This window comes from Vibrio sp. 2304 (assembly GCF_033339475.1).
In the GTDB taxonomy this organism is placed as follows: Bacteria; Pseudomonadota; Gammaproteobacteria; order Enterobacterales; family Vibrionaceae; genus Vibrio; species Vibrio alginolyticus.
In genome coordinates this window covers 203,930-230,124 of sequence record NZ_JAWOUQ010000005.1, presented here as the reverse complement: position 1 = coordinate 230,124, position 26,195 = coordinate 203,930, and the positions used below count along the sequence as shown (strand labels likewise).

Genomic DNA, 26,195 nt, shown 5'->3' with positions numbered 1-26,195 from the left:
GATTATTCTTCCTTCATATTTTTAGAGGTCGCCAACTGAGAAACATGCTGAGCTTGACTCATTATCGCGAGTAAGTACCAAGCGCCATGCGGGATCCATTGTTCGCCCCAGCGCCAGTTTTGTAACACGTCTTCTTTTTGTGCTGGTGGGTTAAATGCAATGTCTTCCTCGTCTTCAAAGCCGCCAGTGATTCCGTTACACACGCCACCTTTTGCGTTGAAGAAACCATATTGAGGGAGGTAATCAGGGTTGTTACGACCATGGCCATCTAGCATGCACATGTCGTATGGGTTTAAGCCTACAACCCAGTTCAATGCATCTTGAGCAAACACAGAAAGTTGTTGCTGTACTTCTTGCGACGCTATATGCGGTTGAGCAAGGTACGCCATGGTCGCGAGTGAGCCCAGTCGAGCATTCTCGCCTTGCCACCAATAGCCGGATTCATTGTTGTGTGCGACAAAAAATGCCTCGCGTTTTGACTCATTTACGCCTTTAACATATTGGCGAGGGTAACCGAATGGGTTGATCACTTTATTCGATATTGTGATCTCAAACTCACACGCTAGGTTGACGATACGTTTTACCGATTCCGCTCGTGCTGAGTCGTCTTCAATTGATAGATATTCGCATAGGGCAATAACTGGTAGACCAGCTTCGGCTGCGTGAAAATATGGACGGCTGCCGTCTTGGTTTGCTGACCAAAAGTGTTGAATCTGCTCGTCGCTCATTTGGCGTGCAACTAAACGTTGCGCCCACAAACGGCTCTCTTCCAAGTAGCGAGTTTCTTTGGTTGTTTTAAACAGTTCTACACAAGCCAGTAGCGCACAGTATTCGTCGATAATGTTTTCTTCCCCATCATTGAGGTACTGCGTATTGTGCTCTTTTAAGTGCCAGTAACCATTTTCGGCAGCGTTGCGGTATTTTTGTTGATCGTATTCACCGTGAACACTTAAACGCGACGCTGCCGCTAGCGCTGCAATGGCGACACCGCCACCTTGTCGAAAGCCTGCTTGATAGTCGTCAAATTTGTGACCAAGTTGAGTTTCGTACGCGCAAATCTCGCGTTGCGCAGTATCTTTGCTCCACTTGTCAAAGACCGTCATGTAGAAAAAGCCTTTTTCGTTTTGCATACGCACAAGAAAGTCTGCACCGAACAGGGCTTCTTCAATCAGACGTGTACGTGTGAAAGCTGCAATGTCTTCGCTTCCTTCAAGCAATGAAACCCCTTTTAGGATGTTCCAAACCACCATTGGGGTTTGTTGAGGATTCAAATAATTCGCGTATGAAAGGTGACTTAAATACTTGCTAACGTCTCCTGATGCGTCGTACCAGCCGCCGTGTACATCAACCTTTTTATTGGAGTTTAGTACTGGAAGTTGTCGATCTTGTTTATCGAAGATCCCGCCGCAACGTTGCGATTTGAAGTAGTGGATCACATCTGACAAAGTTTGATCCAACAGAATGTGTTCGCCAACGATGAAAGAGGAAGAGCGCGTATCTTCTACTTGCAAGAAATAGTCACCTGACGTTGTGAAAGAGGAAAAGTCGATGAGGTAGAAATAGCCCTGATGCCAGTTCGCCACTTTACCTTGTTCTTCAACCGCAAAAGTTGCCACGGTTTGCTCGCTAGTGGCACAAATCAATTGAGCAGTGTAAGAAGACAAGTGTGGTTGTTCGGTCTGGATAATGGCTTTCTTTGGGCCCAGACGTTCATAACCAATGTGGTTAGTCAGTAGCAGCATTCAATGTCTCCGGGAAACGATAAAAACAGGAATGGGCCAGGCTGAACCTGACCCTCGTTATGATTAATCTTCAAATAAGTAACAGCGGACAAAGTGGTTGTCGGACAGTTGAGTGACGCCCGGTAGTCGTTCGCGACATTTGTCGGTAGCGTGTACACAACGTCCAGCAAATGGACAGCCGACAGATTCTGGTGTCCAAAGTGGGATTTCCCCTTTGTTGCCTTTCAGTTTCTCGTGAATAGACTTCGATGGATCTGGAACCGCAGATACCAACAGTTGCGTATATGGGTGTTGAGGATCGTGAATGATTTCTTCAGTATCGCCCCATTCAACCATGTGACCTACGTACATGACCGCGAGATCTTCAGCAATGTAACGCGCTGTTGCGATGTCGTGAGTGATGTAAAGCAGAGACATTTGTTTCTCGAACTTCATCTCTTCCATCAAGTTCAGAACACCGGCACGGATTGATACATCGAGCATCGATGTTGGCTCATCCGCCAATACCACTTCTGCACCAACTGCGATGTTACGAGCTAGGTTTACACGTTGACGCTGACCGCCAGATAGCTGGTGCGGGAACTTTTGCGCCGTTTCTTTTGGTGGAATAAGACCAACTTGTTCAAGTAGGTCGTACACACGCTCTTCCAGTTCTTTCTTGTTGCCCGGTGCTACTTTCTTATGAATCAGCAGCGGGCGCGCAATATGGTGGAAAATGTTGTGTGTTGGGTTTAGCGAGCCGAATGGGTCTTGCCACACCATTTGTACACCTTCACGGTAGGTCATTAAATCGTGACGAGAGGTGATGTCTTGGATATCACGACCTTTGTATTCAATGATGCCATCGGTTGGTGCGTACATTTTTGCAATCATTTTTGCAGTAGTAGACTTACCTGAACCAGATTCACCTACCACTGACAAGCCGCGGCTCTTGTACATTTTGAAAGAGACGTCGTTGATTGCGCGCATCTTAGATTGTTTGATTGAGTTACTGTTTAAAGGGAAGTCCTTAACGACATTTTTACCCTCAATCAGCAGTTCGCCGAATTGTTTGCTCATAATTCTCTCCAGTGTAATTTTTGTTCTTAGCTAGCGTTTTTTTGTTGTTAAACCTTAGCTTGAGCAATGGTGTCGCCGTACAAATGGCAATTTGAGAGGCGACCTGGTTCAATTTGACGTAATTGGGTTGGTACACGTGTACATGCTTCATGTACGCGGTCGCAACGAGCTTGGAAGCGGCAGCCTTGTGGAACTTCTAGCAAGTTCAACGGGTTACCTGGAATACCAGTCAATTTGGTCTTTGGTCCAGTTAGTGGAGGGAAAGAGCTACCCAAACCTTTGGTGTAAGGGTGGTAAGGACTTTCCAGAATTTGCTTAGAAGGCGCGACTTCAATCAACTCACCTGAGTACATGATGCCGATACGATCCGAGAACTCGACCATCAATGACAAGTCATGTGTGATGAATAGAATTGAGAAACCAAACTCTTCTTTAAGCGCGTAAATTTTTTGTAGAATTTCACGTTGAACCACTACATCCAATGCGGTAGTCGGTTCGTCCATGATGATCATTTTTGGGTTCAGAGCCAAAGCGATTGCGATTACTAGACGTTGACGCATACCACCAGAGAACTGGTGCGGGTAATCACTCAATCGGCTAGGGTGGATATCAACGATTTCCAGCAGACCTTCAGCGCGTGTTTTTGCTTGAGCGCGAGTCATATTGGTATGACGCATGATGACATCACAGAACTGCTCTTCCATGGTTAGAACAGGGTTCAAAGCGTTCATCGCACTCTGGAATACCATCGACATTTCACTCCAGCGGAACGCTTGCATGCGATCATCGCTGTACTGAAGGATATCTTCACCGTTGAAGATCACCTCACCACCTGTGATAAACGCTGGCGGCTTATGAAGGCGCATTAGTGAGAAGGCAACAGTGGATTTGCCACAGCCAGATTCACCAGCCAGACCGAATACTTCACCTGGTGCAATGTCGAAGCTCACGTTGTTACAGGCGCGGACATCGCCCGCGTCTGTGATGTAGTCTACGCATAGGTTACGGATGGAAATTAGTGGTGCAGTCATGATTATTTATCTCCGCTCCATAGTGCATTTTGTGGTGCCAGTTCAGGCTCACGTTCTTTCTTGTCTTTTGCTGCTAGTTTTTTCCAGCGTTTCATGCCTTTGTGAGAACGAAGTTGAGGGTTCGCAATTTCGTCAACGGCAAAGTTCAACAGAGCAAGACCAGTAACCAGTAGTGTTAGGGCAATACAAGGTGCTAGTACTTCCCACCATGCGCCAATCAGCATGGCTGATGAGGTTTGCACGTTGTAAAGCATGATGCCCCAACTGATCGTGTTGGCATCACCCAAACCTAGGAACGAAATGACCGCTTCAGTGTTGATCGCCAGCATTACTGAGCCAATGAAGCTCGCACCGACAATTGGGATAAGGTTTGGTAAAATCTCAACAAAGATGATGCGGAATGAAGACTCTCCCAATACTTCGGCAGCTTTAACGAACTCTTTCTCGCGTAGTGCCATAGTTTGAGAGCGGACAACACGTGCACCCCATGCCCAAGAAGTACCAGCGATAATCAAGGCAATAGTGAGTGGGCCTGCTTCACCGATAAAGGCCGCCAACACGAATAGCAATGGATACTGCGGAATTACTAACATGATGTTCATCGCGGCACTCAATACGTCATCCACTTTGCCGCCGAAGTAACCTGCCGATATACCAATGACTGTTGCTAAGAAGCACACGATGATGCCAGCGCCAAAGCCTACACCCAGTGATACTCGTGCACCGTAAGCCACTTGCGACCAGATATCGCGACCCATTCGGCTAGTACCTAATACGTGGTCGGCCTTTTTAGACATAATCAGTGTACGACGATCGTCTGCTAGGTTTTTAGCGACCCAACCATCAGGGTTGTTTTGTGCCTGTTTTACAACAAAGCTTGGGTATTCGTGTGGGTTACCGGTTCGCTTGTCTGGCGCATGCTTTGTAAGTAAAGGAGCGGCAATCGCAACGAACACGAACAGCGTAACAATGCCAAGACCAATGCGAGCAAATGCGTTACCTAAAATAAGTTTGAATAGTTCTTTCATGATTATTTGCCTCCCGTACGTAGGCGAGGGTCTAGAATCATGTACAGCATGTCAGCCATTAAGTTGAAGCACAGCATGAACATCGTCATGATAATTAACTGACCTTGAAGTACTTGGTAGTCACGAGCGTGAATTGCGTTCAATAGAACAGTACCTAGGCCTGGGTAGTTGAAAATCATCTCGATGATTAATTGACCACCGATGGCCATACCTAAAGACATAGACAGTGCGGTAACACTTGGAAGTAGTGCGTTACGTGCGGCGTAATTAAAGACGACGCGGTTTTCACTCAGCCCTTTACCTTTAGCCATCGTGATATAGTCTTCGGCGAGAAGGTTGATCATGTTGTTACGCATGTTAACTAGGAAGCCACCAATTTGAACGATGGTTGCACAGAATAGAGGTAGTACAGCGTGGTAACCCACGTTCTTGATGAACTCCCAGCTTGTCCAATCAGGAATAGTACCTGGCGTGTAAGCATAGCCAGATGGGAACCATTTCAGGCCAATCGCAAAGGTAAACAGTGCTAACATTGCGATAACCATTTGTGGAATCGCTTGAATGATCAATGTGCCAGGCGTTACGAATGCATCGTACTTACTACCGCGCTTCCAGGCGGCAAAAATACCAAGGACAGAAGCGATGGAGAAAGAAAGTACAACCGCAGTACCAGCTAGAAATAGTGACCAGCCAAATGCACTACCTAGTAAAGAATTAACTGAAAGAGGGTAGAACTGGATTGATGTACCTAGCTCCCAACTTAGAATGTTTTTAATGTACGAGAAGTACTGAATGTAAATTGGCCCATCAACGAAACCGAGCAGTTCTTTCATTGCTGCGATTCGTTCTGGAGTCACCTGTACTGAAGCATTAGCAAACATCATGGTAACTGGGTCACCAGGCATTGCTCGCGGAATAATAAAGTTTAACGTCGCTGCAACTAAGAGCGCGACAAGATAGAACGACAAACGTCTTAAAAAATAACCCATAACTCACACCTTACTCACCCAGATTTTTTCCCTGTTTCTGGTTTCAGGTCGCTCCTAGCGAAATTTAGAGCGAAAAATCCCCTGACGACGAGCGCCACATATTGGTTTCGTTAACAAGGGATTTTTATAGGCGGCACACGGGATGTATGCCGCTTGAAATGAACTTCTACTTATTTAACTGGTTTTAGGTCCAGTACGTGAAGTAGACGCTCTGGGATACCTGCCCAAATGTTTGGACGGCCCTTAGGGTTTTCTTCGTTCCACCAACCAGTGAAGCGAGTTGTGTTGTATTGGTACATGTACGCGCCAGATAGCACAGGAATAGTTACTTGGTCCTGAGCAATGATCTTCTGAATGCCATGAGCGATCTCTAGCTGTTCTTGCTTATCTGCTGTCTTGTAGAAGCTGTTAAGAAGACCGTCTAGCTTATCGTTCTTGTAGAAGTGCATTGCAAAGCGAGGCATGCCGTCACCAGCTTGTAGCTTCGAGTTGTAGCCACTATCCCAGTACAAGTGTGGATCTGCACCGTGGAAGTAGTTGGTGTAAGCAACGTCGTAAGTACCTTCTAGCATTGCTTGGTTGTATACCGAGAAGTCTGGTGTACGAGCACGAGCTTTAATGCCCACTTCTGCTAGTTGCTCAACGGCTAGTTGTACTGTGTTGTTGAAGTCAGTCCAACCGTTTGGTGATTGAATTAGGAGCTCGAAAGACTTGCCAGATGGTGTATCCACAAAGCCATCTTTGTTTACATCTTTGAAGCCAGCTTTAGCTAGAAGCTTTTTCGCACCTTCCGCGTTGTATGTGTTGTAGCCCTTGTACTTGTTGTGCGTCTCTTCATCAGACCAAGCTTCGAATGCGTAGCCAAGGCCAGATGCGAAGTCGTTCACTGTACCGCCGCCGTAGAAAGCGATATCAATGATAGTTTGACGGTCTAGCGCCATAGAGAACGCACGACGGAAGTCAACGTTAGTTAGTGCTTCGTTTTTCGCAGCGTCTGGGTTTTTGAAGTTCACTACAAATGCTTGAGTACCCGCTGGTGGGTACCAGTAGTGGTGATTCGGACTTGCTGCAGCGTACGTACGGTCGATGTCTGGTACGAATGAAGACGTCCAGTCCATTTCGCCGTTAACGATTTTGCCCAAGAATTGGTCGTTGTTCGCGATTTGCGGCACACGCAGACAGTCTACATCTAGGTTGTCTGCATCCCAATAATTCGGGTTCTCACACTGGATATATAGCTGCGGTGTGAAAGTGTCGATTTCGGTAAATGGACCACTGCCTACTGGATTTTCGTTTGTGAATGTTGCTGGATCTTTTACTTTGCTCCATACGTGCTTCGGTACGACGGGTACTTTCGCAATTTCGTAAGGAACGTTTGAGTTTGCTTCGCTTAGACGGAATTTAACTTGGTAGTCGTTAACTTTTTCTACGCCAGTCACCCAAGAGTTGATACCAGACTGGTCTAGCTCTGGCTTCTCTTTCACTAGGTTGAAAGAATAAACAACGTCATCAGCGGTAAACGCTTTGCCATCAGACCATTTTACGCCCTTACGGATATCGAAGGTTACGCTCATCAGGTCATCAGCCATGGTAAAGTTTTCTGCTAGACGAAATACAGGCGTGTTACCGTGCATTTCGTTAAAAACAACGAGCGGCTCGTAAATAAAGTCGGTTGTTGTGTGCAGGTTAGTTGCACCCAAGAAAGGGTTAAAGTTACGAACGAAAGTTGTAAACTCTTTAGGGTGGATAGTCAGTTCACTGCGTTCAGCCGCAGTAGCTACCGATGCAAAACCTGTAGTAGCCGTTGCAATAATTGCTGTTGCTAGTGCTGTTTTTTTAATATTGGCAAGCATAGCTGTTCCTTACTATTTGCTTTCATTTCACTAAATGGAATTGAATGTCATCAATTGATAAACACTCTCTAAGACCTACCTCTTGTACATGCCTTACTCATTACAACATTGAGTTTCGCCAAGAGTGGCCTGTAGGCCTTAGGCAGGAGTAAGAAAACACCTTATCCATAAAATAATCAAACTTGATTCCCGTTAAAAACGTTAAAATCTCTGAGCTCTCCGTTATAAACGTTATTTTGTCTAATTTTAACCAGTAGAGGGACAAAAAATAAACGTTGATATGCGTCGCAGTTTATATCCTTGTTAATAATGAGTGTTGGTGATTACTAACCTGGTGATCCATTTAAAATATACGTTTCTTGCTTGGTTTCTAGGTTCGGAGATCTCGCTCACATGCAGAAATGGTGTTAATTAATCAGCTAAAAATTAATCTGCCGTTCTGTTGTGATTAAGTTCGCAATCTCTATCAATAGTTCGTCAAAATCCGCTTGTTATCTGAAAAATGGCCTTTTTTATCGACAGTTTTCTTCCGTTTGTCGTCCTTTTTTTATTGTATGAATGAAGTTTTTTGGTTGCTCGAACTTACCTAATTAAGGCCAGTTAAATGGATAAGATCGTACGTTTTGAAGACCAACAATAGATAGCGATGTCTAACCGAATGTTCGTTATTGGAAATATGTTAATGGGGTAGGAAGAAGCGGTCTCTTTTATCTCTAGGAAGGGAATACTCGAATAACAAAAAAGCCCAGCATGCACGCTGGGCTAGTTTTTTTGATAAATATTAGCTGGTCAATAGTCGCTGTAGTTTATCTCGTTGTGCTTCTATGTATGCTCTCTCGGGGCTCTGTTCTTTGCAGTGTTCGAGAATGAACTCTATCGAGCTTAGCACCGTTCTCCAACGTGGTGTTTTGGGTAATGTTTCTATGCGCATGTATTTATCTAAAGTGCGTGTTTGCAAAGTACTACGGTCTAGATAAACGCGCCACAAGCCACTTTGCTCTGCAAATGCGAACTTACTTTCACCCGTTACAGATTCCCAATACTCTAAAGCATGTGTCATTGCGTCTACTAGAACTTCTCGCATAAGTTCTTGCTTGTCTTTTTTATTACCGAGCGCTTTGTCTGCAAGGCGCGTAAATTCTCCGCCAAGCTCTTTTAGCTTTTGCAATTGGTCTTTGTCACCATCAAATGCATAACTTGAAAGCACTTCTACGGCGGTTTCTAGATTATGTATGCGAGCGGCACTGGCTCCACCGCCGACATTAAAGATGTACATGATATCTAACCCTGAACCTTCAGGGAGCTTAAGAATGTCTGCTTCGATGTTCTGACGAATATCTTCAATATAGATATCAATCTTGCCACAGTAATGAGGTTGTTTGACGGTCAGATATTTAGGGGCAATCAGCTCATCAGCAGATGAGCGCTTTAGCTGTTCTAAGCTGCGCTTGAATAGCTTACAAGCAGCTTCGTTAGCAAAGCGAATACGCTTGTCTTCACGTAGACAGATGATAGCTTCAGGAGCCGATTCTAGCTGTTCCAACAAACGACCTTGAGTCTCAAGTAAGCTTGCTTCAACGACTGCTCGCTGTCTAAGTTCAGACTCTAGCACTTTGTTTTCCATATGGCGCATTTCTGCTTTGCTTGCCGTTAAATGCGCTTGGATACGTGCCGCCAACTCTTGTTTATTAAATGGTTTCGATAAATAGTCGTTGGCTCCTGCTTCAAAACCTCTTACACGATCTTCTGTTTGACTGAGTGCGGTGAGCATAATGATTGGCAATTCGGCATGATCATAGGCTTCACGTAGTTCACTACAAACTTGGTAGCCGCTCATGCCTGGCATCATGATATCCAATAACAGAAGTTCCGGCTTCTCTTGCTCGACGAGCGCTAACGTTTCTGGCCCATCGGAGACGGTACGCACACGATAGCCCTCTAAACGTAAAAAGCTTTCAAGTACGCGTAAGTTTACTGGTTCATCGTCAGCAACATACAGTAACGGGCCGTCTGGGTTCTCTGGAAGTGATAAGTCTTCACTGTTCTCTACATTAACTTCAGGAATTTGGAAGTGCCCGTGCGCAGCTAGAGTCTGGGTTGCTTGGATTTCTTCTTCACTGGCGAGCGGTAAAGTGAAACTGAAGGTAGTTCCGACCATTGGTTGGCTACTGACGTATAACGAGCCTCCCATTAATTCGATCAATTGACGGCTAATGGAGAGCCCAAGTCCTGCACCTTGACGATAACGGCTCGCGTCTTGCCCTGCTTGGATGAGTGGTTCAAAAATATGTTCAAGTTGTTCTGCGGGAATTCCTTGTCCAGTATCCACAACTTGTACGCGTACATGATCATCTACCACATTAGCGGAGATAACAATTTTACCTTCTGAGGTGTATTTAATCGCATTGCCAATCAGGTTATATAGCACTTGTTCAAGGCGTTGCGGGTCAGCTGATACTGCTTTTAAATCCGCTGGGACTTGGTTGATGATGCGGATGGTTTTACTTCCGAGTAAATGGCTAGAAAGCTCTAAAACCAATCGTGTTGCACTGCCCAAACTCACTGCTGATTTCTGGATATCCATGCTTCCATAACGCATTTTATGATAATCCAACAAGTCATCGACTAGATTAGCGAGACGCTGACCACTTTTAATGATGATATCAAGCTGATATTTCTGGCTAGCGGGGATCGCGCCATTGGCGCCGGACGCTAAGGTTTCAGCAATCCCGACCATGCCGTGTAACGGTGTACGAAGTTCATGAGAAGTCGTGGCTAAGAACTCATCTTTTAATTTATCGGCCAATTGCAGTTCTTCATTCTGTTTCTGAATGATCTGTATGTTGCTTTCTAGTTCTTCATTTTGCTTCTTAATGGTTTGAATCTTCTCTCGAATAGAGCGTTGCATTCGTTCAAAGCTTAACGCAAGCCTACCAATTTCATCTTTACGAACCGTATTAAAAGACGTGTCATCAAGATCCCCTGCAGAGACCTTTTCGGCAACCCAAGTCAATTTCAGCAACGGAGAAGTGATAAAGTTTGATAAATAGTGAGAAGCGATCACCACAAGGATAATGGCGATCAACATAGCGATAACGAATAGTTTTTCGAGTTGATGGATACGAGCGAAAGCTTCGTTTTCTGGTAACTGTACGACGAGCGCCCAAATCACACCACGAGTTTCAATCGGTGCATAAGCCGCGATGATCTCTTCACCTAAACCGTTTGTGTAAGTGCCGACACCAAATGCACCAGAGAGTGCTTTATCGATCACTTCTAAACTGTTCTTAATATCGTCTTGTTTCGTGTTAATTGTGCGAGGTTGGTGATCATTTCCAACCAGCAAGGTGTTAATTGATGACTCTCGGTTGGCGTCTGCGGCTAACTTAGTGATGCCATTATTTGGCAAGCGGAACATGGCATAGCTGTGTAGATAACCTTGCTGAACAATTGGTGCACCTAGCCAAGCGACTGATTTCCCCCCTTCCAGCTCGAAGTCAGACACAATCACAGGAGTGTAGTCTTCGTTTACTTTTCGACGTTCAGTCACATCATCGGCGAGACGCTTGAAAGTTTTGCCAAGTGCCGAGTCTTTGTAGGGGCCTGATAACAAGTTCGTTCCGTAGTTATCGTCTTTGTTGATCGAGTAGGTGACGTTACCATTGATGTCGACCAGCAAAATGTCATTAAAATCAGAGCGCTTGAGGAGCTCTAAGTAGGCCCAATGATAGCGTTTATGTAAAAGCCGGTAACGTTCACTTCCTACATAGTTGGATGACTCGGGTAACGTTGAGGTTTTGATTTGGTCTCCGCTGCCCTCGATGTAGCGCTGTTGGGCGTTTTTACGAGACTCTTCAATATCATTGCCTAAACGACTAAAAGCATTGACGAGACCGTAGAATCGGCCACCACTGGCGTAAGCCAACTCTGAGCGCACAAAGCCCATGACTTCGGTTTCTCGTGCCTCAAAGTAGTCGATGATTTGCTGCTGTTTTGTATCTCGAACAGACAGTAAGTGCGAGGTGCTTTGTTCTTGCAGATCTTTACTGTGGGACTGCAAGAAAAAGATCGCAGTAATGGTAAGAGGTGTGATACTGAGCACCAGAAATGCGGTCATCAGTGTACTCTGAAGGCGCTTAAATTTCTGTTTTTTGTAGAATTTAAACATGGATAAGATTACAACTCATAATGGGCAGTTCTAAAACATACTTCGCTGCCGAGGTTCTCGTTAAAAACGGATAAGATGTTCAACTAGATAGAATTAACAAAATTAACGAGTTTTTTTTCTTTGACAAGAAAGTTAGTTGTAAAGCGTGCAGGGTGACGCAGTTTTTCTTATGAGTGTTGAATTTATGAGAAAAAATCGCGCAGGTTTGTGCCTGCGCGGGGGGAAGTTATGATTTTTTCGCGTAGTAGATAGAAAATTTATTGGTCTTATTTAGCGTCTCGCAATTATTAAACGCCCGCTCGATAATTGGTGGGTATTTTAAGAAGCTATTCGCGACAATCACCATTTCGCCGTCTTTGGTTAGATATTGTGGTGCCTGACCCAACAAGGTTTCCGCTGCGTTGTAATTTGTGTCTAAACCACTGTGGAATGGCGGGTTGCTGATAATAAAGCGGTAGTCTTTTGCGGTATCCGAGTATATATCTGATGCAAATACGCGTCCGGATAAACCATTCACTTCTAATGTGGCTTGGCTAGAAGTGATCGCATAAGCATTAATGTCACACATCTCAATCGCGATCTCTGGATTCGCTTTCGCCATAAACGCACCGAGCACACCTGCACCACAACCAAAGTCGAGCACTTTGCCCGACAGCTTAGGTAAGGTTTCAAGCAGCAATCGGCTACCTAAGTCGAACTCGCCATGGCTGAATACGCCAGGTAGGCTCTTAACCGCTAGCGACTGCTCACCGAGTGTAACAGTGTAAGACTTAAACCAATCTGTTTGGTTGAAAGGTTTTGGTTCATTGAGGCAATTACCCCAGTAAAATGAGCAGCGACGAGCAGAGTCGTACTTGTTCACAGGGCCGTATTCTTGGAACATCTTTTCGATGCTCTTGATGCCGGAGCGGTTTTCACCAACGATGACGATTTCGGTGTTAATGCCCAGTTTCGCCATCAACATCGCCAGCAAGTATTCTGCTTCAGCTTTTGCTTTTGGCCAGTATAAAAGGACCATGTCTGCTTTTGTTTCAACATCAAACACAGAGCCAAAATGACTTTTCACTTTGTCAGAGGTTTGAATTTGGCGGTAGTAGCTATAGTTGGAAGTAAACACTTCAACAGACTCACAATGAGCCACTAACTCAAGAGGAAATAGGTCTTCAACTTCACCAGCGACTAAAACGTGTTTTCCGTTGAAGTATTCAAGTTGGCGCTGAGCTATTTGGCTAGGAGCGATATAAGCAGACATAAATTTGGTTCATCAGAAATAATTTGGGGCAGATTTTCGCACAATCTGCCCCAAGCTTGAAGTGATTAAGCGGTGACTAGCTGTTGTCTTGTTGGTTAAGGAAGTCTTTGAATTCTTCCTCGTAGATATTAAACAGTACCATGGTCACGGCAAAAATAAGTGGGCCGTAGATAAGACCAATCAAACCAAACAGATGCAGACCACCCAGTAATGAGAAGAAAATCATAAGGGTATTCATGCCGGCGCTGCCTTGCATTAGCAACGGGCGCAATAGGTTATCTATAGAGCCAACGATAACTACACTCCACACCGTCAAGAAGATAGCCCAAGTCATATCGCCTGTTAAGAACAAGTACGCTGCTGCAGGAATCCAGATTAGCGCGGTTCCTACCACTGGAATGAATGATGCAAAGCCCATCATTGTTCCCCAAAATAACCCAGGGAAACCAGCGAGCCACATACCGATACCGCCAGCCAAACCTTGAGCAATCGCTGTCATGAATGAGCCCATTACGGCTGATTTAGAAACTTGCTCTATCTCTGTCAATATGCGGTCTTCTTGGCTACGTGAGAGTGGCAGGATATGACGAATCGCAGAGATAATTTTGTCGTGGTCACGAAGCAGAAAAAACAGCACAAACAGCATTAGGAAGAAGTTCATTAGGAAGTTGGTTGCGTCTCCTAAAATCTTTGCGCTGATAGCGACTAAGTTAGAGCCAAACGATGTGGCAAATTGACCAATTTTCTCAGCAATGGCTTTGGGCTCGATTTTATCAAAAGGTAAGTACTCATTAACAATCGCTAAGCCTTTGATAACGAAAGGATGTTGGAATATATCTTGGATACCACCATTGGTAACCCAATTATATGTATTTTGTGAGAAAACAGAGCCTTGCTGAACAATGGCGGCAAACACAAATAAAAGCGGGATAACAATAATAAACGTCAAGACGACACATGACAGCAGTGCCGCCATATTAGGGTGCTTGGGAATTTTCTGCTCAAACCATTCGTGTATCGGAAACATGAGCAAAGAAATGATAAAAGCCATCACAATGGAATTGATATATGGCTCAACCAATAAGTAGCAAGCAAAAGCAGCGGCGAGTAAAGCAACCATTAGTACTCGGTGACTCGACGTTATTTTTACATTATTTGGCATGGTATTAGTCCAACTTACAGGTGACGTTTACGGTTTATGCCTTCAATGATGGCGTGTAACCTTTATTACTTTGCACTCTTAACTCTTTCAAGCTTATGACAATGCCGAATTAGAGCAGGGCGATGTACCTTGCTATAATGACTACAAATCAGTCGGTTATCAATCAAGAGATGAGCTATGGGTTGTTGCAACGGTGATAAAAAGTGTCAAACTGAGAAAAAAGCTAAGCGAATACCGTGGTTTGGCATTGTCGTTGGGGTATTAGCGATATTGGTTATTTTGAATTGGCAATAAAAAAGGACCGTTACGGTCCTTTTCTAAATGCGTTATCGCCGTTTTTAGCGATTATTTCGCTTCTTCTGCAAGAACAGCAAAACAGCGGTCAGCAGCTTCTAATGTGGCATCAATCTCTTTTGAACCATGAGCGAGTGAAGTAAAGCTCGCTTCAAACGCAGATGGCGCAAGGTAGACACCGTGTTTTAGCATTAAGTGGAAGAAACGCTTGAAGCGTTCTACATCGCACTTCGTTACGTCTTCGTAGCAAGTTACTTTTTCTTGGTCAGTGAAGAAGAAGCCGAACATACCGCCCACTTGGTTAACAACTAGCGGAATACCGTGTTTTTCTGCTAGAGACTTAAAACCTTCAGCAAGTTGTTTCGTTTTAGAAGCTAGGCGCTTTTCGTTGCCTTCTTCTTTTAGAAGGTTCAAACATGCGTAGCCTGCTGCCATTGCGACAGGGTTACCGGAAAGGGTACCAGCTTGGTAAACTGGGCCTGTAGGTGCAACGTATTGCATCACTTCTTTACGGCCACCGAAAGCACCTACTGGCATACCGCCACCAATCACTTTACCCAGTGTCGTTAGGTCGGGTTTGATGTTGTAGTGTGCTTGCGCGCCGCCTAGAGCAACACGGAAGCCTGTCATTACTTCATCAAAAATTAGTAGCGCGCCCTCTTGATCACAGATTTCACGTAGCCCTTCGTGGAAGCCTTCCACTGGTGGAATACAGTTCATGTTGCCAGCTACTGGCTCAACGATGATACAAGCAATTTCGCCTTTGTTAGCAGCAAATAGCTCGCGTACAGAATCTAGGTCGTTGAATGTTGCTGTTAGCGTGTGCTTAGCAAAATCTGCAGGAACGCCAGGAGAGCTTGGTTGACCTAGTGTTAGTGCACCAGAACCTGCTTTTACTAGCAAGCTGTCAGCGTGGCCGTGGTAACAACCTTCAAATTTCATGATCTTGTCGCGACCGGTGAAGCCACGTGCAAGGCGAATCGCGCTCATCGTAGCTTCAGTACCAGAACTTACCATGCGGATTTGCTCCATTGATGGAACAAGCTCAGAAACTAATTCTGCCATCGCGATTTCAAGCTCTGTTGGCGCACCGAAGCTAAGACCGCGTTGCGCTGCATCAATTACTGCTTCGCGGATAACCGCGTGGTTGTGGCCAAGAATCATTGGACCCCAAGAGCCAACGTAATCAATATACGCTTTACCATCGGCATCAAAAATCAGTGGACCGTCTGCTCGTTCGATAAATAGCGGAGAGCCGCCAACGCCGTTGAATGCACGAACTGGTGAATTGACACCGCCAGGGATGGTTTGCTGAGCTTTTTGATACAGCTCTGATGATTTGGTCATGGGGTTATCCTCTTTTGATTGCTCGGACCAAGTGGAGCGCATTGTACCTAGCTATAATCAAGTTAGAAACGTTTTGCTTAATTTATGTGTTGTTTCGCAGTGTAATCTTATATATCCGCATCTGTTATAAAGAATCGGCGGCGAATACTTGAACGAGTTTGTCAGGTATTGGATAATCGTCTCAATTAGCACAAATTTGACGTCTTGCTTCAGGCTTGACGCATTACACGAGTGAGAGAGGTCTTCGTGAGCGAAGTAAACGTACCATTATCTTTTTCTGACGCAGCAGCATCTCGCGTTAAAGCATTGATTGCTGAAGAAGAAAACCCAGCATTGAAACTGCGCGTATACATTACTGGCGGCGGCTGCAGCGGCTTCCAATACGGCTTTACTTTTGATGAAAATGTAAACGAAGGCGATACAACAATCGTAAACAGTGGTGTAACACTGGTTGTAGACCCTATGAGTCTGCAATATCTCGTTGGCGGTATTGTTGACTACACAGAAGGGTTGGAAGGAGCGCGCTTCTTCGTAAATAACCCAAATGCAACGACAACATGTGGTTGTGGTGCATCGTTCAGTGTGTAATTAACACCTAACAGGCAGCTAATGGCTGCCTGTGCTTTATGTAGAAGGATGTCACGTAAAGCACACGCTCGCAGATATGCAGAGAAATAATAAAAAGGACTTTATATGTCTGGACTTTCTTTTGGACGCCGAATTGTCGAGCGCCCTTGGCTAGTATCTCTTATCCTCGTCTTACTTCTTGTTGCATGGCTAACCATCGGCCAACTCAAAGCACAAGATGATCATCCTAACTCTTCAACATCCACGAACACGACACCACTTGCAAAGGTGATGTTTGATACTTTTCTTGCCGAACCTACCAGTAAAACCATTGAATTGTATGGACGAACAGCGCCCAATCGTCAAGCGCGTCTTGGCGCCGAAGTTGCCGGTAAAATAGTCAGTCTTAACATAAAGAAAGGCCAAGCGGTCAAACAGGGACAAGTGATCGCAAACATCGATAAGCGCGACCTTGGCATTCAACTTAAACGGGCCCAGGCGATGCTGTTGGTTAAAGAGAAAGAGTTTAATGCAGCTAAATCGCTAAAAAGTCGTGGACTGCAAGGTGAGGTTGCATTTGCGACAGCGCAAGCAGCGTTGGTAGATGCACGTGCGAATTTGAGTAACGTGCAAACGGCTTTAAGAAATACTGAGGTTAAAGCGCCATTTGATGGCATCGTAGATCACCACTTTGTTGAGTTAGGTGATTTTGTCGGGATTGGCGATCCTATTGCGACGGTCATTGATTTGGATACTTTAGTGATTGAAGCCAATGTCAGTGAACGGCATATACAATATCTTAAGGAAGGCCTAGAAGCCGACGTAAGAACCATTAACCAACAGCATCATCAAGGTCGTGTGCGCTACATTGGACGTGTTTCTTCTGCTTCTACTAATACGTTTCCAATTGAAATCGAAATTGATAATCAAGACGCAAGAATTCCTGCTGGTATGAGCGCAGAAGTACAGCTGCCGTTGAGTGAACTGTTGGCGGTAAAGATAACGGCTGCAATGCTAGCACTCGATGAAGAAGGTAATTTAGGTGTTAAAACACTGCGTAATGAGCATGTTGAATTTGTTCCGATTCAGCTCGTTAAGGCCGAAGATGATGGCGTTTGGCTCTCTGGGTTAGGAGAGCGTGTAGACATTATCGTGCTGGGACAAGGTTTTGTGCGTGATGGTGATCAAGTACTGGCCAATAAAGTTGATGACGTAGTTGTTGAAGCGGCTAGTGAGCAGTAAGGAGCACTTATGTACACTCTGATTGATGCTGCGTTATCCCGCGCTCGCACCATGCTGACATTACTGGTGATGATCTTAATTGCCGGTGTCATTACTTACGTCACTATCCCCAAGGAATCGAGCCCAGATATTACCATTCCTATTATCTACGTTTCTGTTGGGCATCAAGGCATTTCTCCCGTCGATGCCGAACGTTTATTAGTTCGGCCAATAGAGCAAGAGTTGCGCTCTATTGAAGGCGTAAAAGAGATGACCTCTGTGGCATCAGAAGGTCATGCTTCGGTGACGCTGGAATTTAGTGTTGGAGTGGATCTTGATAAAGCGATGGCAGATGTGCGTGATGCGGTTGATCTTGCGAAGCCAAAGTTACCAGAGGACAGTGATGAGCCAACGGTAAACGAAGTCACGTTTGCATCTGAAGAGCCTGTGTTGACCGTTGTGCTCTATGGCACCGTACCAGAGCGAACCATTGTTCAGATTGCCAGAACGTTACGTGATCGTTTGGAAAGTTTCCGTCAGGTTCTTGAGGTTGAAATCGCAGGAGATCGCGAAGACATCGTGGAGATAGTTGTCGATCCGCTATTGATGGAAAGCTACGGTCTCGATCAAGCGGATATCTATAATTTAATTGCCTTGAATAACCGAGTTGTGGCAGCGGGGTTTGTCGATACTGGGTATGGACGCTTTTCGGTAAAAGTCCCATCGGTTTTTGATTCACTGAAAGATGTGCTTGAACTACCGATCAAGGTGAATGGCAAAGAGGTGATCACTTTTGGCGATGTGGCGACAGTACGACGTGCATTTCGCGATCCTGAAAGTTTTGCTCGTTTAGATGGCGAATCTGCCATCGTTTTGGACGTAAAAAAACGGGCAGGGGAAAACATCATTGAAACGGTTGAGCTGGTAAAAGAAGTACTGGATCAGGGACAGAAGCGCGCCGAGTGGCCCGACAATTTGCAAGTTAAATACACTTGGGATCAATCCGACGATGTCAAATTGATGCTCAGTGATCTACAAAACAATATCTTATCCGCAATTATCCTCGTAGTTATCGTCATTATTGCCATATTGGGGGTTAGGACCGCGCTTCTCGTGGGGATTTCTATTCCAGGATCGTTCTTGACTGGGTTGTTGGTGTTATCGGTATTTGGGCTGACGGTCAATATCGTCGTACTGTTTGCTTTAATTATGGCAGTAGGCATGTTGGTGGATGGTGCCATTGTGGTGACAGAGTTTGCAGATCGGCGCATGCAAGAAGGAACGCCACGTAAAGAAGCCTATCGAGATGCAGCAAAGCGAATGGCCTGGCCTATTACCGCATCCACAGCAACCACATTGGCTGCGTTTGCTCCGTTACTTTTCTGGCCAGACATCACTGGTGAGTTCATGAAGTACTTACCACTTACTTTAATTGCTACCTTGGCCGCTTCACTGATGATGGCTTTACTGTTCGTTCCTGTCATCGGTGGGATCATTGGCAAGCCTCAAGTCGTCAATCAGAAAGCTCAGCGAGAAATGGTGGAGCTGCATAACGGCAACTTTGAAAAAGCGACAGGCATTACCAAGCTTTATTACCAGACTCTGTCGGTAGCGATTCGTCATCCATGGAAAGTCTTACTCAGCGCGATACTGCTAGCGGCAGGTGTCGGCTTCACTTACAACAAAGCTGGCTTGGGTGCAGAGTTTTTCCCTGAGGTGGACCCTGCCTTTTTTACCGTTAAAGTTCGTTCTTATGGTGACCTGTCTATTCACGAAAAAGATGTTGTTATGCGCGAAATCGAGAAGGTGATGCTCGGTCATGACGAGTTTGAAAGTGTCTACACGCGCACGGGGTCGAGCGATAATGGGGACGAGATTGGCCAGATTCAAATAACGCCTGTGGATTGGCAGTATCGACGCAAAGTGAAAACCATTATTGAGGAACTAAAAGAGACGACAGATCGCTTTTATGGTGTTGAACTTGAGTATAAATTCCCGGACGCAGGACCACCTGTCGAGCATGATCTCGTGATTGAAGTATCATCACGAAACTTGAGTGTTAGTGCGTTAGATGAAGCGGCCAAAAAAGTACGACATTGGGCTGATGGTAATCCTGCACTGACCAACTTGAGTGATACCACTAATAAGGAAGGGATTGATTGGCAAATTGATATCCAGCGAGATGACGCCTCTCGCTTTGCAGCGGATGCTACTTTAGTCGGGAATACCGTCCAGTTTGTTACGAACGGCTTGAAAATAGGCGATTATTTGCCCGATGATGCGGATGAAGAAGTCGATATTTTGGTGCGCTATCCGCAAGATAAGCGCGACATAGGTCGATTTGATCAACTGAGAGTGAAAACGGCAGCTGGTCTGGTACCGATTACGAATTTTGCTCAAATCAAACCAGATCATAAGCAAGACACTATTCGTCGGGTCGACGGTCATCGAGTTATCAATATTAAAGCGGATATGGTGGAAGGTTACAATTTGGCGCTTGAGTTACCTAAGATTGCCGCTGGAATGGAACAGCTCGACTTACCGGAAGGCATTGAATATAAGATTCGGGGTCAAAATGAAGAGCAGGAAAACTCATCAGCATTCTTGCAAAATGCTTTTATTGTCGCGCTTGGTGTGATGGCTTTGATTTTAATTACGCAGTTTAATAGCTTTTATCAAGCTTTCTTAATCCTTAGTGCAGTGCTGTTTTCTACCGTTGGTGTCTTCGCCGGGTTACTTATTTTCCAAAAGCCATTTGGCATCATTATGTCGGGAATTGGAGTGATTGCGTTGGCTGGTATCGTGGTAAACAACAATATTGTTTTAATCGATACTTATAATCAGATGCGTAAACGTGGCTTAGAAAAATCTGAGGCTATTTTGCGTACGGGTGTGCAGCGTTTAAGACCCGTTTTACTTACGACGGTGACCACCATATTAGGCTTATTGCCAATGGTGTTAGAAATGAACATCGACTTAGTTAATCAGAAAGTGGAGTTTGGCGCACCAAGCACTCAATGGTGGTCTCAGCTTGCGACCGCTGTCGCGGGTGGTTTGGCGTTTGCGACTTTGCTAACGTTAGTTCTGACACCGTGTTTGCTTATGCTCGGGAGAGAGCATCACTCCGAACAGTAAGCTTTATCGTGATGATATCGACAAAACAAAAAGGGCAGCTTCGCTGCCCTTTTCAATACCTGGCTTACTTCATTGCTAGCAGTTTGCTGTAGCGTTCAAGCTTGTCCATGCTAATTTTCGCGTTTGCCATGAAAGTTTGTCTCGCTTTGCCTGTCAGGGATTTAGATTGTGGCAAATTCACCGTGCGCGGGTTTTTATGGACACCATTCACAAGGAACTCATAGTGCAGGTGAGGGCCAGTTACACGGCCAGTTCCGCCAAGCGTACCAATGGTTTGGCCTTGCTTAACGCGTTGACCAGCTCGTACAGTACGTTTGGTTAAGTGCAGGTACTTGGTAATGTAAGTATTGCTATGTTTAATGAAAACGTAGTTACCATTAAATTTGTTGTAAGACGATTTTTGAACAACGCCATCACCAGCCGCCCAAATCGGGGTGCCCACTGGTGCTGCATAGTCCGTGCCTCTATGAGGACGAACGCGTCCCGTCACTGGATGTAAGCGGCGTGGGTTGAAATTAGACGAAACTCGACGGAAGTCCAACGGCGCGCGTAAGAATGCTTTTTTCATTGCACGCCCATTTTCGTCGTAATACTTGCCACTTTTCTGATCCAATATTGCGGTAAAGGTATCGCCTTGGTTTTTAAAGATCGCAGCAATGATTTTTCCACGGCCGATTACTTCACCTTCTACCACTTCCTCTTGGTAAAGTACTCGGAAGCTGTCGTTTTTACGAATATCTAAAGCAAAGTCGATGTCCCAACCAAATATGCCAGCCAGTTCCATGATTTGGTTACCATTTAATCCAGAAGATATTCCTGCATTCCAAAAGTTTGATTTGATGGTGGCTTCAGCGTAGTTGTACTGGAAGTCGACTTCTTTTTTATCAACTTCAGAAACGTACTTGCCGTCTTTTAATGTGATACGAAAAGTCTCGAACGCGCTTAGTGTTCTTCTTAGCTGCACCAAGTTGTTATTTTCGTCAAAACCAAATTGCAATCGGTCACCAGGTCGAAGCCGAGTTAACTGTTTTTCCACTTCTTCGTCTGATGACACCAGTTCATGTAATAGACGAGCAGAAAGCCCTACGCGACTAAATAAGATGGCAGCACTCTCGCCATTTTTTACCTTGTATGTCTCCCAGCGTAGCACGGCGGGAACCGCAGGCGATGAACTATTTAGTGCACTGAGTTCGAGGGAAACTGGCACAGGATAATGTTGACCAACTTTTAATCGGCTCTGCTGCGGGTCTAGGTCTTGCGGATCAGGTAAAAAGAAGAGCGCGAAGATAATCAGCGCACTAAAAAAACCGATCAATACTTTGTGCAAGAGTGGAAGTCGGACAAAAATCGAATGCATGAGGTACTTGATTGCTAAATTAAACGGAAAAAGTGACAACTACCTAGTCTAACGTGTTTCAAAATGCATCGCTATTCAAGTAATATGTTCAGCTATTATATTTTTGCCAAATCTGTGGGAGTGAACAAGAATGGCGAGCATTGAAGCTGCACTAGCCGAGATTAAGCGCGGTGTTGAAGAGCTGATTCCAGAAGAGGAGCTAATCGCAAAACTAAAAGAAGACCGTCCTCTACGTATTAAATTGGGCGCTGATCCAACAGCACCTGACATTCACCTAGGCCATACGGTTATTTTCAATAAGCTTCGCTTGTTCCAAGAACTAGGTCATGAAGTGACGTTCCTAATCGGTGACTTCACTGCAATGGTTGGTGACCCAACAGGTAAAAACACAACTCGTCCACCGCTAAGTCGCGAAGACGTATTGCGTAACGCTGAAACGTACAAAGAGCAAGTGTTCAAAATTCTCGATCCTGCAAAGACTAAAATTCAGTTTAACTCTGAGTGGCTGTCTGAATTGGGCGCAGAAGGTATGATTCGCCTTGCGGCAAACCAAACCGTTGCTCGTATGCTAGAGCGTGACGACTTTAAAAAGCGTTACGCGGGTGGTCAGCCAATTGCTATTCATGAGTTCATGTACCCACTTCTACAAGGTTGGGACTCAGTAGCAATGGAAACGGATGTTGAATTAGGTGGTACAGACCAGAAGTTCAACCTTCTAATGGGTCGTGAACTGCAAAAGTCTCACGGTCAAAAACCTCAGGTTGTACTGATGATGCCGCTTCTAGTGGGCCTTGATGGCGAGAAGAAGATGTCTAAGTCAGCAAACAACTACATCGGTATCAGCGAAGCGCCAAGCGAAATGTTTGGTAAAATCATGTCTATTTCTGATGACTTAATGTGGAGCTACTACGAGCTGCTCTCTTTCCGTCCTCTGGAAGAGATTGCTCAATTCAAAGCTGATGTAGAAGCGGGCAAAAACCCTCGTGACATCAAAGTATTGCTAGCAAAAGAAATTATTGCTCGTTTCCACAGTGAAGCCGATGCCGATGCAGCAGAGCAAGAATTCGTAAACCGTTTTGCGAAGAACCAAATTCCTGATGAAATGCCAGAGTTTGACTTTGACGCAGGTCGCCCAGTGAGTAATCTGTTGAAAGAAGCAGGCTTATGTCCATCATCGTCAGATGCGATGCGCATGGTTAAGCAGGGCGCTGTGAAGATTGATGGTGAAAAAATTGCGGACAGCAAATTTGCTCCAGAAGCGGGTACTTACGTGTTCCAAGTAGGCAAACGTAAATTTGCTCGTATTACTATTCAGTAATTCATAATGACTGCAAATGAAAGCGTCCGAAGGGCGCTTTTTTTGTATGAAAATTTAGCAAAAACGGCAAAGTAAAACTTCCATACCTGATGAACTTTGCTACTATACTTGCGCTGCCAATAATGGCAGCGCTATCGGAGATTTACATGAACAATACCGACCATCCTCCCAGTCGTTGGGTGAGTAAGATTAAGGGAGCGAAATAACCCGCTTCGGTATTGGCGATCTCCGCCTTACCTAAGTGGTGAGGCATCTTTTCTAACTTTCTTCTCGTTATTTCCTTCATACATTCTGAATAGACAGTGCATTCGCATTGGTTTTCTCTGTGCATCTTAATTGTTGTCTGACTTTTAGCGTGCGAGAGTGGCTTTTTCATGCTTTGTCGATGGTCGTTACCAATGCCAATCGGGAGATTCGCCATGACGGTAATGAACAACACTTTTATTGAAACAACACCAAACTTTTCTGAAGTAGAAATTGGTGCAGCTCGCAATGCATTCTTGCAGTACGAGCAAGAGCAACAAGTCCATTTGCTTACGGTTATGCCGATTGATGAGGCTGTAGGTATTTTACAGCATTGCTCTGTCGGCTATGTGAATAGTCTTATTGCTCAACTTGAGCAAGCAGGTCATGACAAACGCGCACGTCATTATGCTCACCAACTGGGTCTGCATATGTCTGAAGTTGATACACCCGATGGTTATTTATCGACTAGTGTTTTGGGGCACGTGAAGCAGCGTATTGGGTGGATCATTGCACTGGCTCTTTTAGGGATAGTGTCAGGCTTGATCATTGCTCAGTATGAGGACACCCTTAGTCAGCTTGTTTTACTTGCAGTGTACATGCCAGTGATTGCAGCTGCTGGTGGTAACACAGGAACACAAGCAGCAACTTTGGTGATTCGTGCTCTTGCTACTGGAGAGTTAAAAAAACGCCAATGGTTAGAAGTTTTGTGGAAAGAGAGCCGAGTCGCTCTATTTATTGCGCTAGCGATCGCTATCGTGATGATTGGACGCATTATGTTATTTAGTGCAGGACAATCAACAGGAGGCTTTGAACTGACCGATATCGCACTGGCAATAGCAGTTGCGCTGTTCATTCAAGTCACCATTTCTACAACATTGGGCGGGCTGTTGCCAATTATTGCACGAGCTTGCAAGTTGGACCCAGCCGTATTGGTGAGTCCAGTTCTTGCGTCTATCGTCGATATTTCAGGAATGTGGATTTACTTTAACGTGGTGAACTATTTCTTAGGTATTACCTGACTAAAGTTCACAATGTCATTGTAAAAAAGCTGCTCAAAATGTGTAATCGGGGCGATGACAGGTGTGTTGTCGTCCCGTTTTTCTGGGAAGTAGTCTGAAACAAACTGAACAAAAATGGTGTTAGGTTGACCATTTTTATCCAAGCCATATCCAGCCATATTGTAAGTCCCGTAGATAGAGCCACTTTTCGCGATCAGCTGTCCTTTAATTGGAAGTTTTCGCATACTTTGTCGGTACTTTAATGTGCCGGATTCACCTGATTTCGGCATGATGGCAATCAATTTGAGTTCGTTTTCATGCTTCCAAATATAGCGCAGCATTTCAGCCATCTTGGTCGCGGAGAACCGGTTATTTCGCGAAAGTCCTGAGCCGTCTTCTAGGCGCGCATTACGAATATCAATACCAGTGTTGGCGAAAATGATCTGCTTGATCGCTTCTGTACCGTTAGTAAAACTGCCTGGCTGAACGAAAAATTTAGCACCAAGTGTTTTGGTTAATGTGTCGGCAATCAAGTTGTCAGAGTTTTTGAGCATATCTTCAAGAATGTCTGGTAAGGCCTTTGATTGATGCATTGCGATGAGCTTTCGCTGCTTTTCTGGCGCTGTACCGACCCTAATCTTTCCTGATACCCCAATGTTGAGCTCCTTGAGCAAAGTCGCCAACCTTTGACTGGTGTAACGCTCAGGGTCTTGAACCGCAAATTTCAGTGGCAATGGTTTGTCTCTTTCAACCAAGCACCCTGTTAGCTTGTAGTTGTTATCGGGATTTGCAACTAAACCTAAGTCACAATGACGACTTTTCTTAATGGTTTTAGAAACTGTTTCTACGGTACTTGTGACACGAATAGGTTGATGCTCTGGTACGTAGACCCGCGTTCCACCATCTTTTTGTGTATAGATAGAGGCTTGTACACAGTTGTTATTGAGTGTGATGGTCGATGCCGGAGCGCTGTAGCAAACTCCCAAGATATCCCACGGCCAGCCCACCGCACGGTTATAACCAGTGAATGCGCTGTTATCGAGCCATAGGTCACCGTTAATCCGTTTTAAGCCATTTTTCTTAGCTAGAGTGAGGATTGATTTTAAGTCGTTGGTTTGGAGTGTTGGGTCGCCGACAAAGTAAATCACTGCATCTGAGTTCGATGTTTCCAGCTTGGTTCGAAACCGGAAGTTATCACCCAGTTCTAACTTCGCGGCTAATGCGGTGACGATTTTTAATGTACTCGCTGGTGGGAACAGTTGTTCGGTAGGATGAACACCGTCAAGCTCAGCATTTTCACTGAGTTTTTCCGCAACTAAACTGATGCGGGCGCCTTCAGGCAACACCTCTTGATGAGGGTACGCTTGTGAAAAAGCAGAAAGTAATGAAGAGAATATGAGCAAGGGCCAACGTAAACGCATAATGATA

The 26,195-nt window shown here is 45.1% G+C and carries 17 protein-coding genes; 5 read left to right on the top strand and 12 right to left on the bottom strand.

The window, feature by feature from the left end:
* Positions 1 to 2: 2 nt before the first annotated feature.
* From R7P64_RS12435 to hemL, 10 genes are all read right to left on the bottom strand, one after another.
* A complete protein-coding gene (locus tag R7P64_RS12435) occupies positions 3 to 1,742 on the bottom strand; it encodes a glycoside hydrolase family 9 protein (protein ID WP_033905580.1) in 1,740 nt (579 codons plus the stop codon).
* A gap of 63 nt (positions 1,743 to 1,805) precedes the next feature.
* On the bottom strand, positions 1,806 to 2,801 hold the full coding sequence (locus tag R7P64_RS12430) for an ABC transporter ATP-binding protein (protein WP_005380041.1): 996 nt from the start codon (positions 2,799 to 2,801) through the stop codon (positions 1,806 to 1,808).
* Positions 2,802 to 2,848: 47 nt separating this feature from the next.
* A complete protein-coding gene (locus R7P64_RS12425) occupies positions 2,849 to 3,832 on the bottom strand; it encodes an ABC transporter ATP-binding protein (protein ID WP_005386550.1) in 984 nt (327 codons plus the stop codon).
* Positions 3,833 to 3,834: 2 nt separating this feature from the next.
* Positions 3,835 to 4,860 carry an ABC transporter permease gene (locus tag R7P64_RS12420; RefSeq protein WP_025768199.1) on the bottom strand — a complete coding sequence of 342 codons (1,026 nt, stop codon included), beginning with the start codon at positions 4,858 to 4,860 and terminating at the stop codon, positions 3,835 to 3,837.
* A gap of 2 nt (positions 4,861 to 4,862) precedes the next feature.
* Positions 4,863 to 5,849: an ABC transporter permease gene (locus R7P64_RS12415; RefSeq protein ID WP_005380038.1), complete on the bottom strand. Its 987-nt coding sequence runs from the start codon at positions 5,847 to 5,849 to the stop codon at positions 4,863 to 4,865.
* A gap of 170 nt (positions 5,850 to 6,019) precedes the next feature.
* Entirely contained in the window at positions 6,020 to 7,702 is a 1,683-nt protein-coding gene (locus R7P64_RS12410; protein ID WP_005380037.1) for an ABC transporter substrate-binding protein, read from the bottom strand.
* 781 nt (positions 7,703 to 8,483) lie between these two features.
* Entirely contained in the window at positions 8,484 to 11,870 is a 3,387-nt protein-coding gene (locus tag R7P64_RS12405; RefSeq protein WP_213973262.1) for a response regulator, read from the bottom strand.
* Positions 11,871 to 12,096: 226 nt separating this feature from the next.
* Complete coding sequence (gene rsmC / locus R7P64_RS12400; protein WP_213973261.1) at positions 12,097 to 13,122, bottom strand: 16S rRNA (guanine(1207)-N(2))-methyltransferase RsmC; 1,026 nt, start codon at positions 13,120 to 13,122, stop codon at positions 12,097 to 12,099.
* A 76-nt stretch (positions 13,123 to 13,198) separates the two neighbouring features.
* Entirely contained in the window at positions 13,199 to 14,284 is a 1,086-nt protein-coding gene (locus tag R7P64_RS12395) for an AI-2E family transporter (RefSeq protein WP_031779035.1), read from the bottom strand.
* A 345-nt stretch (positions 14,285 to 14,629) separates the two neighbouring features.
* Positions 14,630 to 15,925 carry a glutamate-1-semialdehyde 2,1-aminomutase gene (gene hemL, locus R7P64_RS12390; protein ID WP_005380032.1) on the bottom strand — a complete coding sequence of 432 codons (1,296 nt, stop codon included), beginning with the start codon at positions 15,923 to 15,925 and terminating at the stop codon, positions 14,630 to 14,632.
* Positions 15,926 to 16,171: 246 nt separating this feature from the next.
* On the opposite strand from hemL, the gene erpA reads away from it, so the two are divergent.
* From erpA to vmeK, 3 genes are all read left to right on the top strand, one after another.
* Complete coding sequence (gene erpA / locus R7P64_RS12385; RefSeq protein WP_005380031.1) at positions 16,172 to 16,513, top strand: iron-sulfur cluster insertion protein ErpA; 342 nt, start codon at positions 16,172 to 16,174, stop codon at positions 16,511 to 16,513.
* Between the two features lie 105 nt (positions 16,514 to 16,618).
* The gene (locus R7P64_RS12380; RefSeq protein ID WP_318119059.1) at positions 16,619 to 17,734 is read left to right on the top strand and encodes an efflux RND transporter periplasmic adaptor subunit; all 1,116 of its coding nucleotides are present in this window, start codon (positions 16,619 to 16,621) and stop codon (positions 17,732 to 17,734) included.
* Positions 17,735 to 17,743: 9 nt separating this feature from the next.
* Positions 17,744 to 20,848, top strand: a complete 3,105-nt coding sequence (gene vmeK, locus R7P64_RS12375; protein WP_104979664.1) for a multidrug efflux RND transporter permease subunit VmeK — start codon at positions 17,744 to 17,746, stop codon at positions 20,846 to 20,848.
* Between the two features lie 64 nt (positions 20,849 to 20,912).
* Here vmeK and R7P64_RS12370 read toward each other — a convergent pair whose 3' ends face one another.
* The gene (locus tag R7P64_RS12370) at positions 20,913 to 22,205 is read right to left on the bottom strand and encodes a peptidoglycan DD-metalloendopeptidase family protein (protein WP_318119058.1); all 1,293 of its coding nucleotides are present in this window, start codon (positions 22,203 to 22,205) and stop codon (positions 20,913 to 20,915) included.
* Positions 22,206 to 22,335: 130 nt separating this feature from the next.
* Between R7P64_RS12370 and tyrS the strand changes: the two genes are divergently transcribed.
* Together tyrS and R7P64_RS12360 are read left to right on the top strand one after the other, a co-directional pair.
* Entirely contained in the window at positions 22,336 to 23,523 is a 1,188-nt protein-coding gene (gene tyrS / locus R7P64_RS12365) for a tyrosine--tRNA ligase (RefSeq protein ID WP_017820416.1), read from the top strand.
* A 419-nt stretch (positions 23,524 to 23,942) separates the two neighbouring features.
* Positions 23,943 to 24,788 (top strand): magnesium transporter, encoded by an 846-nt coding sequence (locus R7P64_RS12360; RefSeq protein ID WP_047102637.1) that lies wholly within the window; start codon positions 23,943 to 23,945, stop codon positions 24,786 to 24,788.
* Here R7P64_RS12360 and dacB read toward each other — a convergent pair.
* Positions 24,767 to 26,188 (bottom strand): serine-type D-Ala-D-Ala carboxypeptidase, encoded by a 1,422-nt coding sequence (gene dacB, locus R7P64_RS12355; RefSeq protein ID WP_047102636.1) that lies wholly within the window; start codon positions 26,186 to 26,188, stop codon positions 24,767 to 24,769. The two genes, R7P64_RS12360 and dacB, sit on opposite strands and share 22 nt — an antisense overlap.
* Positions 26,189 to 26,195: the final 7 nt, after the last annotated feature.

Coding starts and splice junctions, on each gene's coding strand:
- tyrS (WP_017820416.1), top strand. CDS start 22,336: ATGGCGAGCATTGAAGCTGCACTAGCCGAGATTAAGCGCGGTGTTGAA.
- R7P64_RS12405 (WP_213973262.1), bottom strand. CDS start 11,870: ATGTTTAAATTCTACAAAAAACAGAAATTTAAGCGCCTTCAGAGTACA.
- hemL (WP_005380032.1), bottom strand. CDS start 15,925: ATGACCAAATCATCAGAGCTGTATCAAAAAGCTCAGCAAACCATCCCT.
- vmeK (WP_104979664.1), top strand. CDS start 17,744: ATGTACACTCTGATTGATGCTGCGTTATCCCGCGCTCGCACCATGCTG.
- R7P64_RS12430 (WP_005380041.1), bottom strand. CDS start 2,801: ATGAGCAAACAATTCGGCGAACTGCTGATTGAGGGTAAAAATGTCGTT.
- R7P64_RS12395 (WP_031779035.1), bottom strand. CDS start 14,284: ATGCCAAATAATGTAAAAATAACGTCGAGTCACCGAGTACTAATGGTT.
- R7P64_RS12415 (WP_005380038.1), bottom strand. CDS start 5,849: ATGGGTTATTTTTTAAGACGTTTGTCGTTCTATCTTGTCGCGCTCTTA.
- R7P64_RS12410 (WP_005380037.1), bottom strand. CDS start 7,702: ATGCTTGCCAATATTAAAAAAACAGCACTAGCAACAGCAATTATTGCA.
- R7P64_RS12435 (WP_033905580.1), bottom strand. CDS start 1,742: ATGCTGCTACTGACTAACCACATTGGTTATGAACGTCTGGGCCCAAAG.
- R7P64_RS12380 (WP_318119059.1), top strand. CDS start 16,619: ATGTCTGGACTTTCTTTTGGACGCCGAATTGTCGAGCGCCCTTGGCTA.
- R7P64_RS12425 (WP_005386550.1), bottom strand. CDS start 3,832: ATGACTGCACCACTAATTTCCATCCGTAACCTATGCGTAGACTACATC.
- rsmC (WP_213973261.1), bottom strand. CDS start 13,122: ATGTCTGCTTATATCGCTCCTAGCCAAATAGCTCAGCGCCAACTTGAA.
- R7P64_RS12370 (WP_318119058.1), bottom strand. CDS start 22,205: ATGCATTCGATTTTTGTCCGACTTCCACTCTTGCACAAAGTATTGATC.
- R7P64_RS12360 (WP_047102637.1), top strand. CDS start 23,943: ATGACGGTAATGAACAACACTTTTATTGAAACAACACCAAACTTTTCT.
- dacB (WP_047102636.1), bottom strand. CDS start 26,188: ATGCGTTTACGTTGGCCCTTGCTCATATTCTCTTCATTACTTTCTGCT.
- R7P64_RS12420 (WP_025768199.1), bottom strand. CDS start 4,860: ATGAAAGAACTATTCAAACTTATTTTAGGTAACGCATTTGCTCGCATT.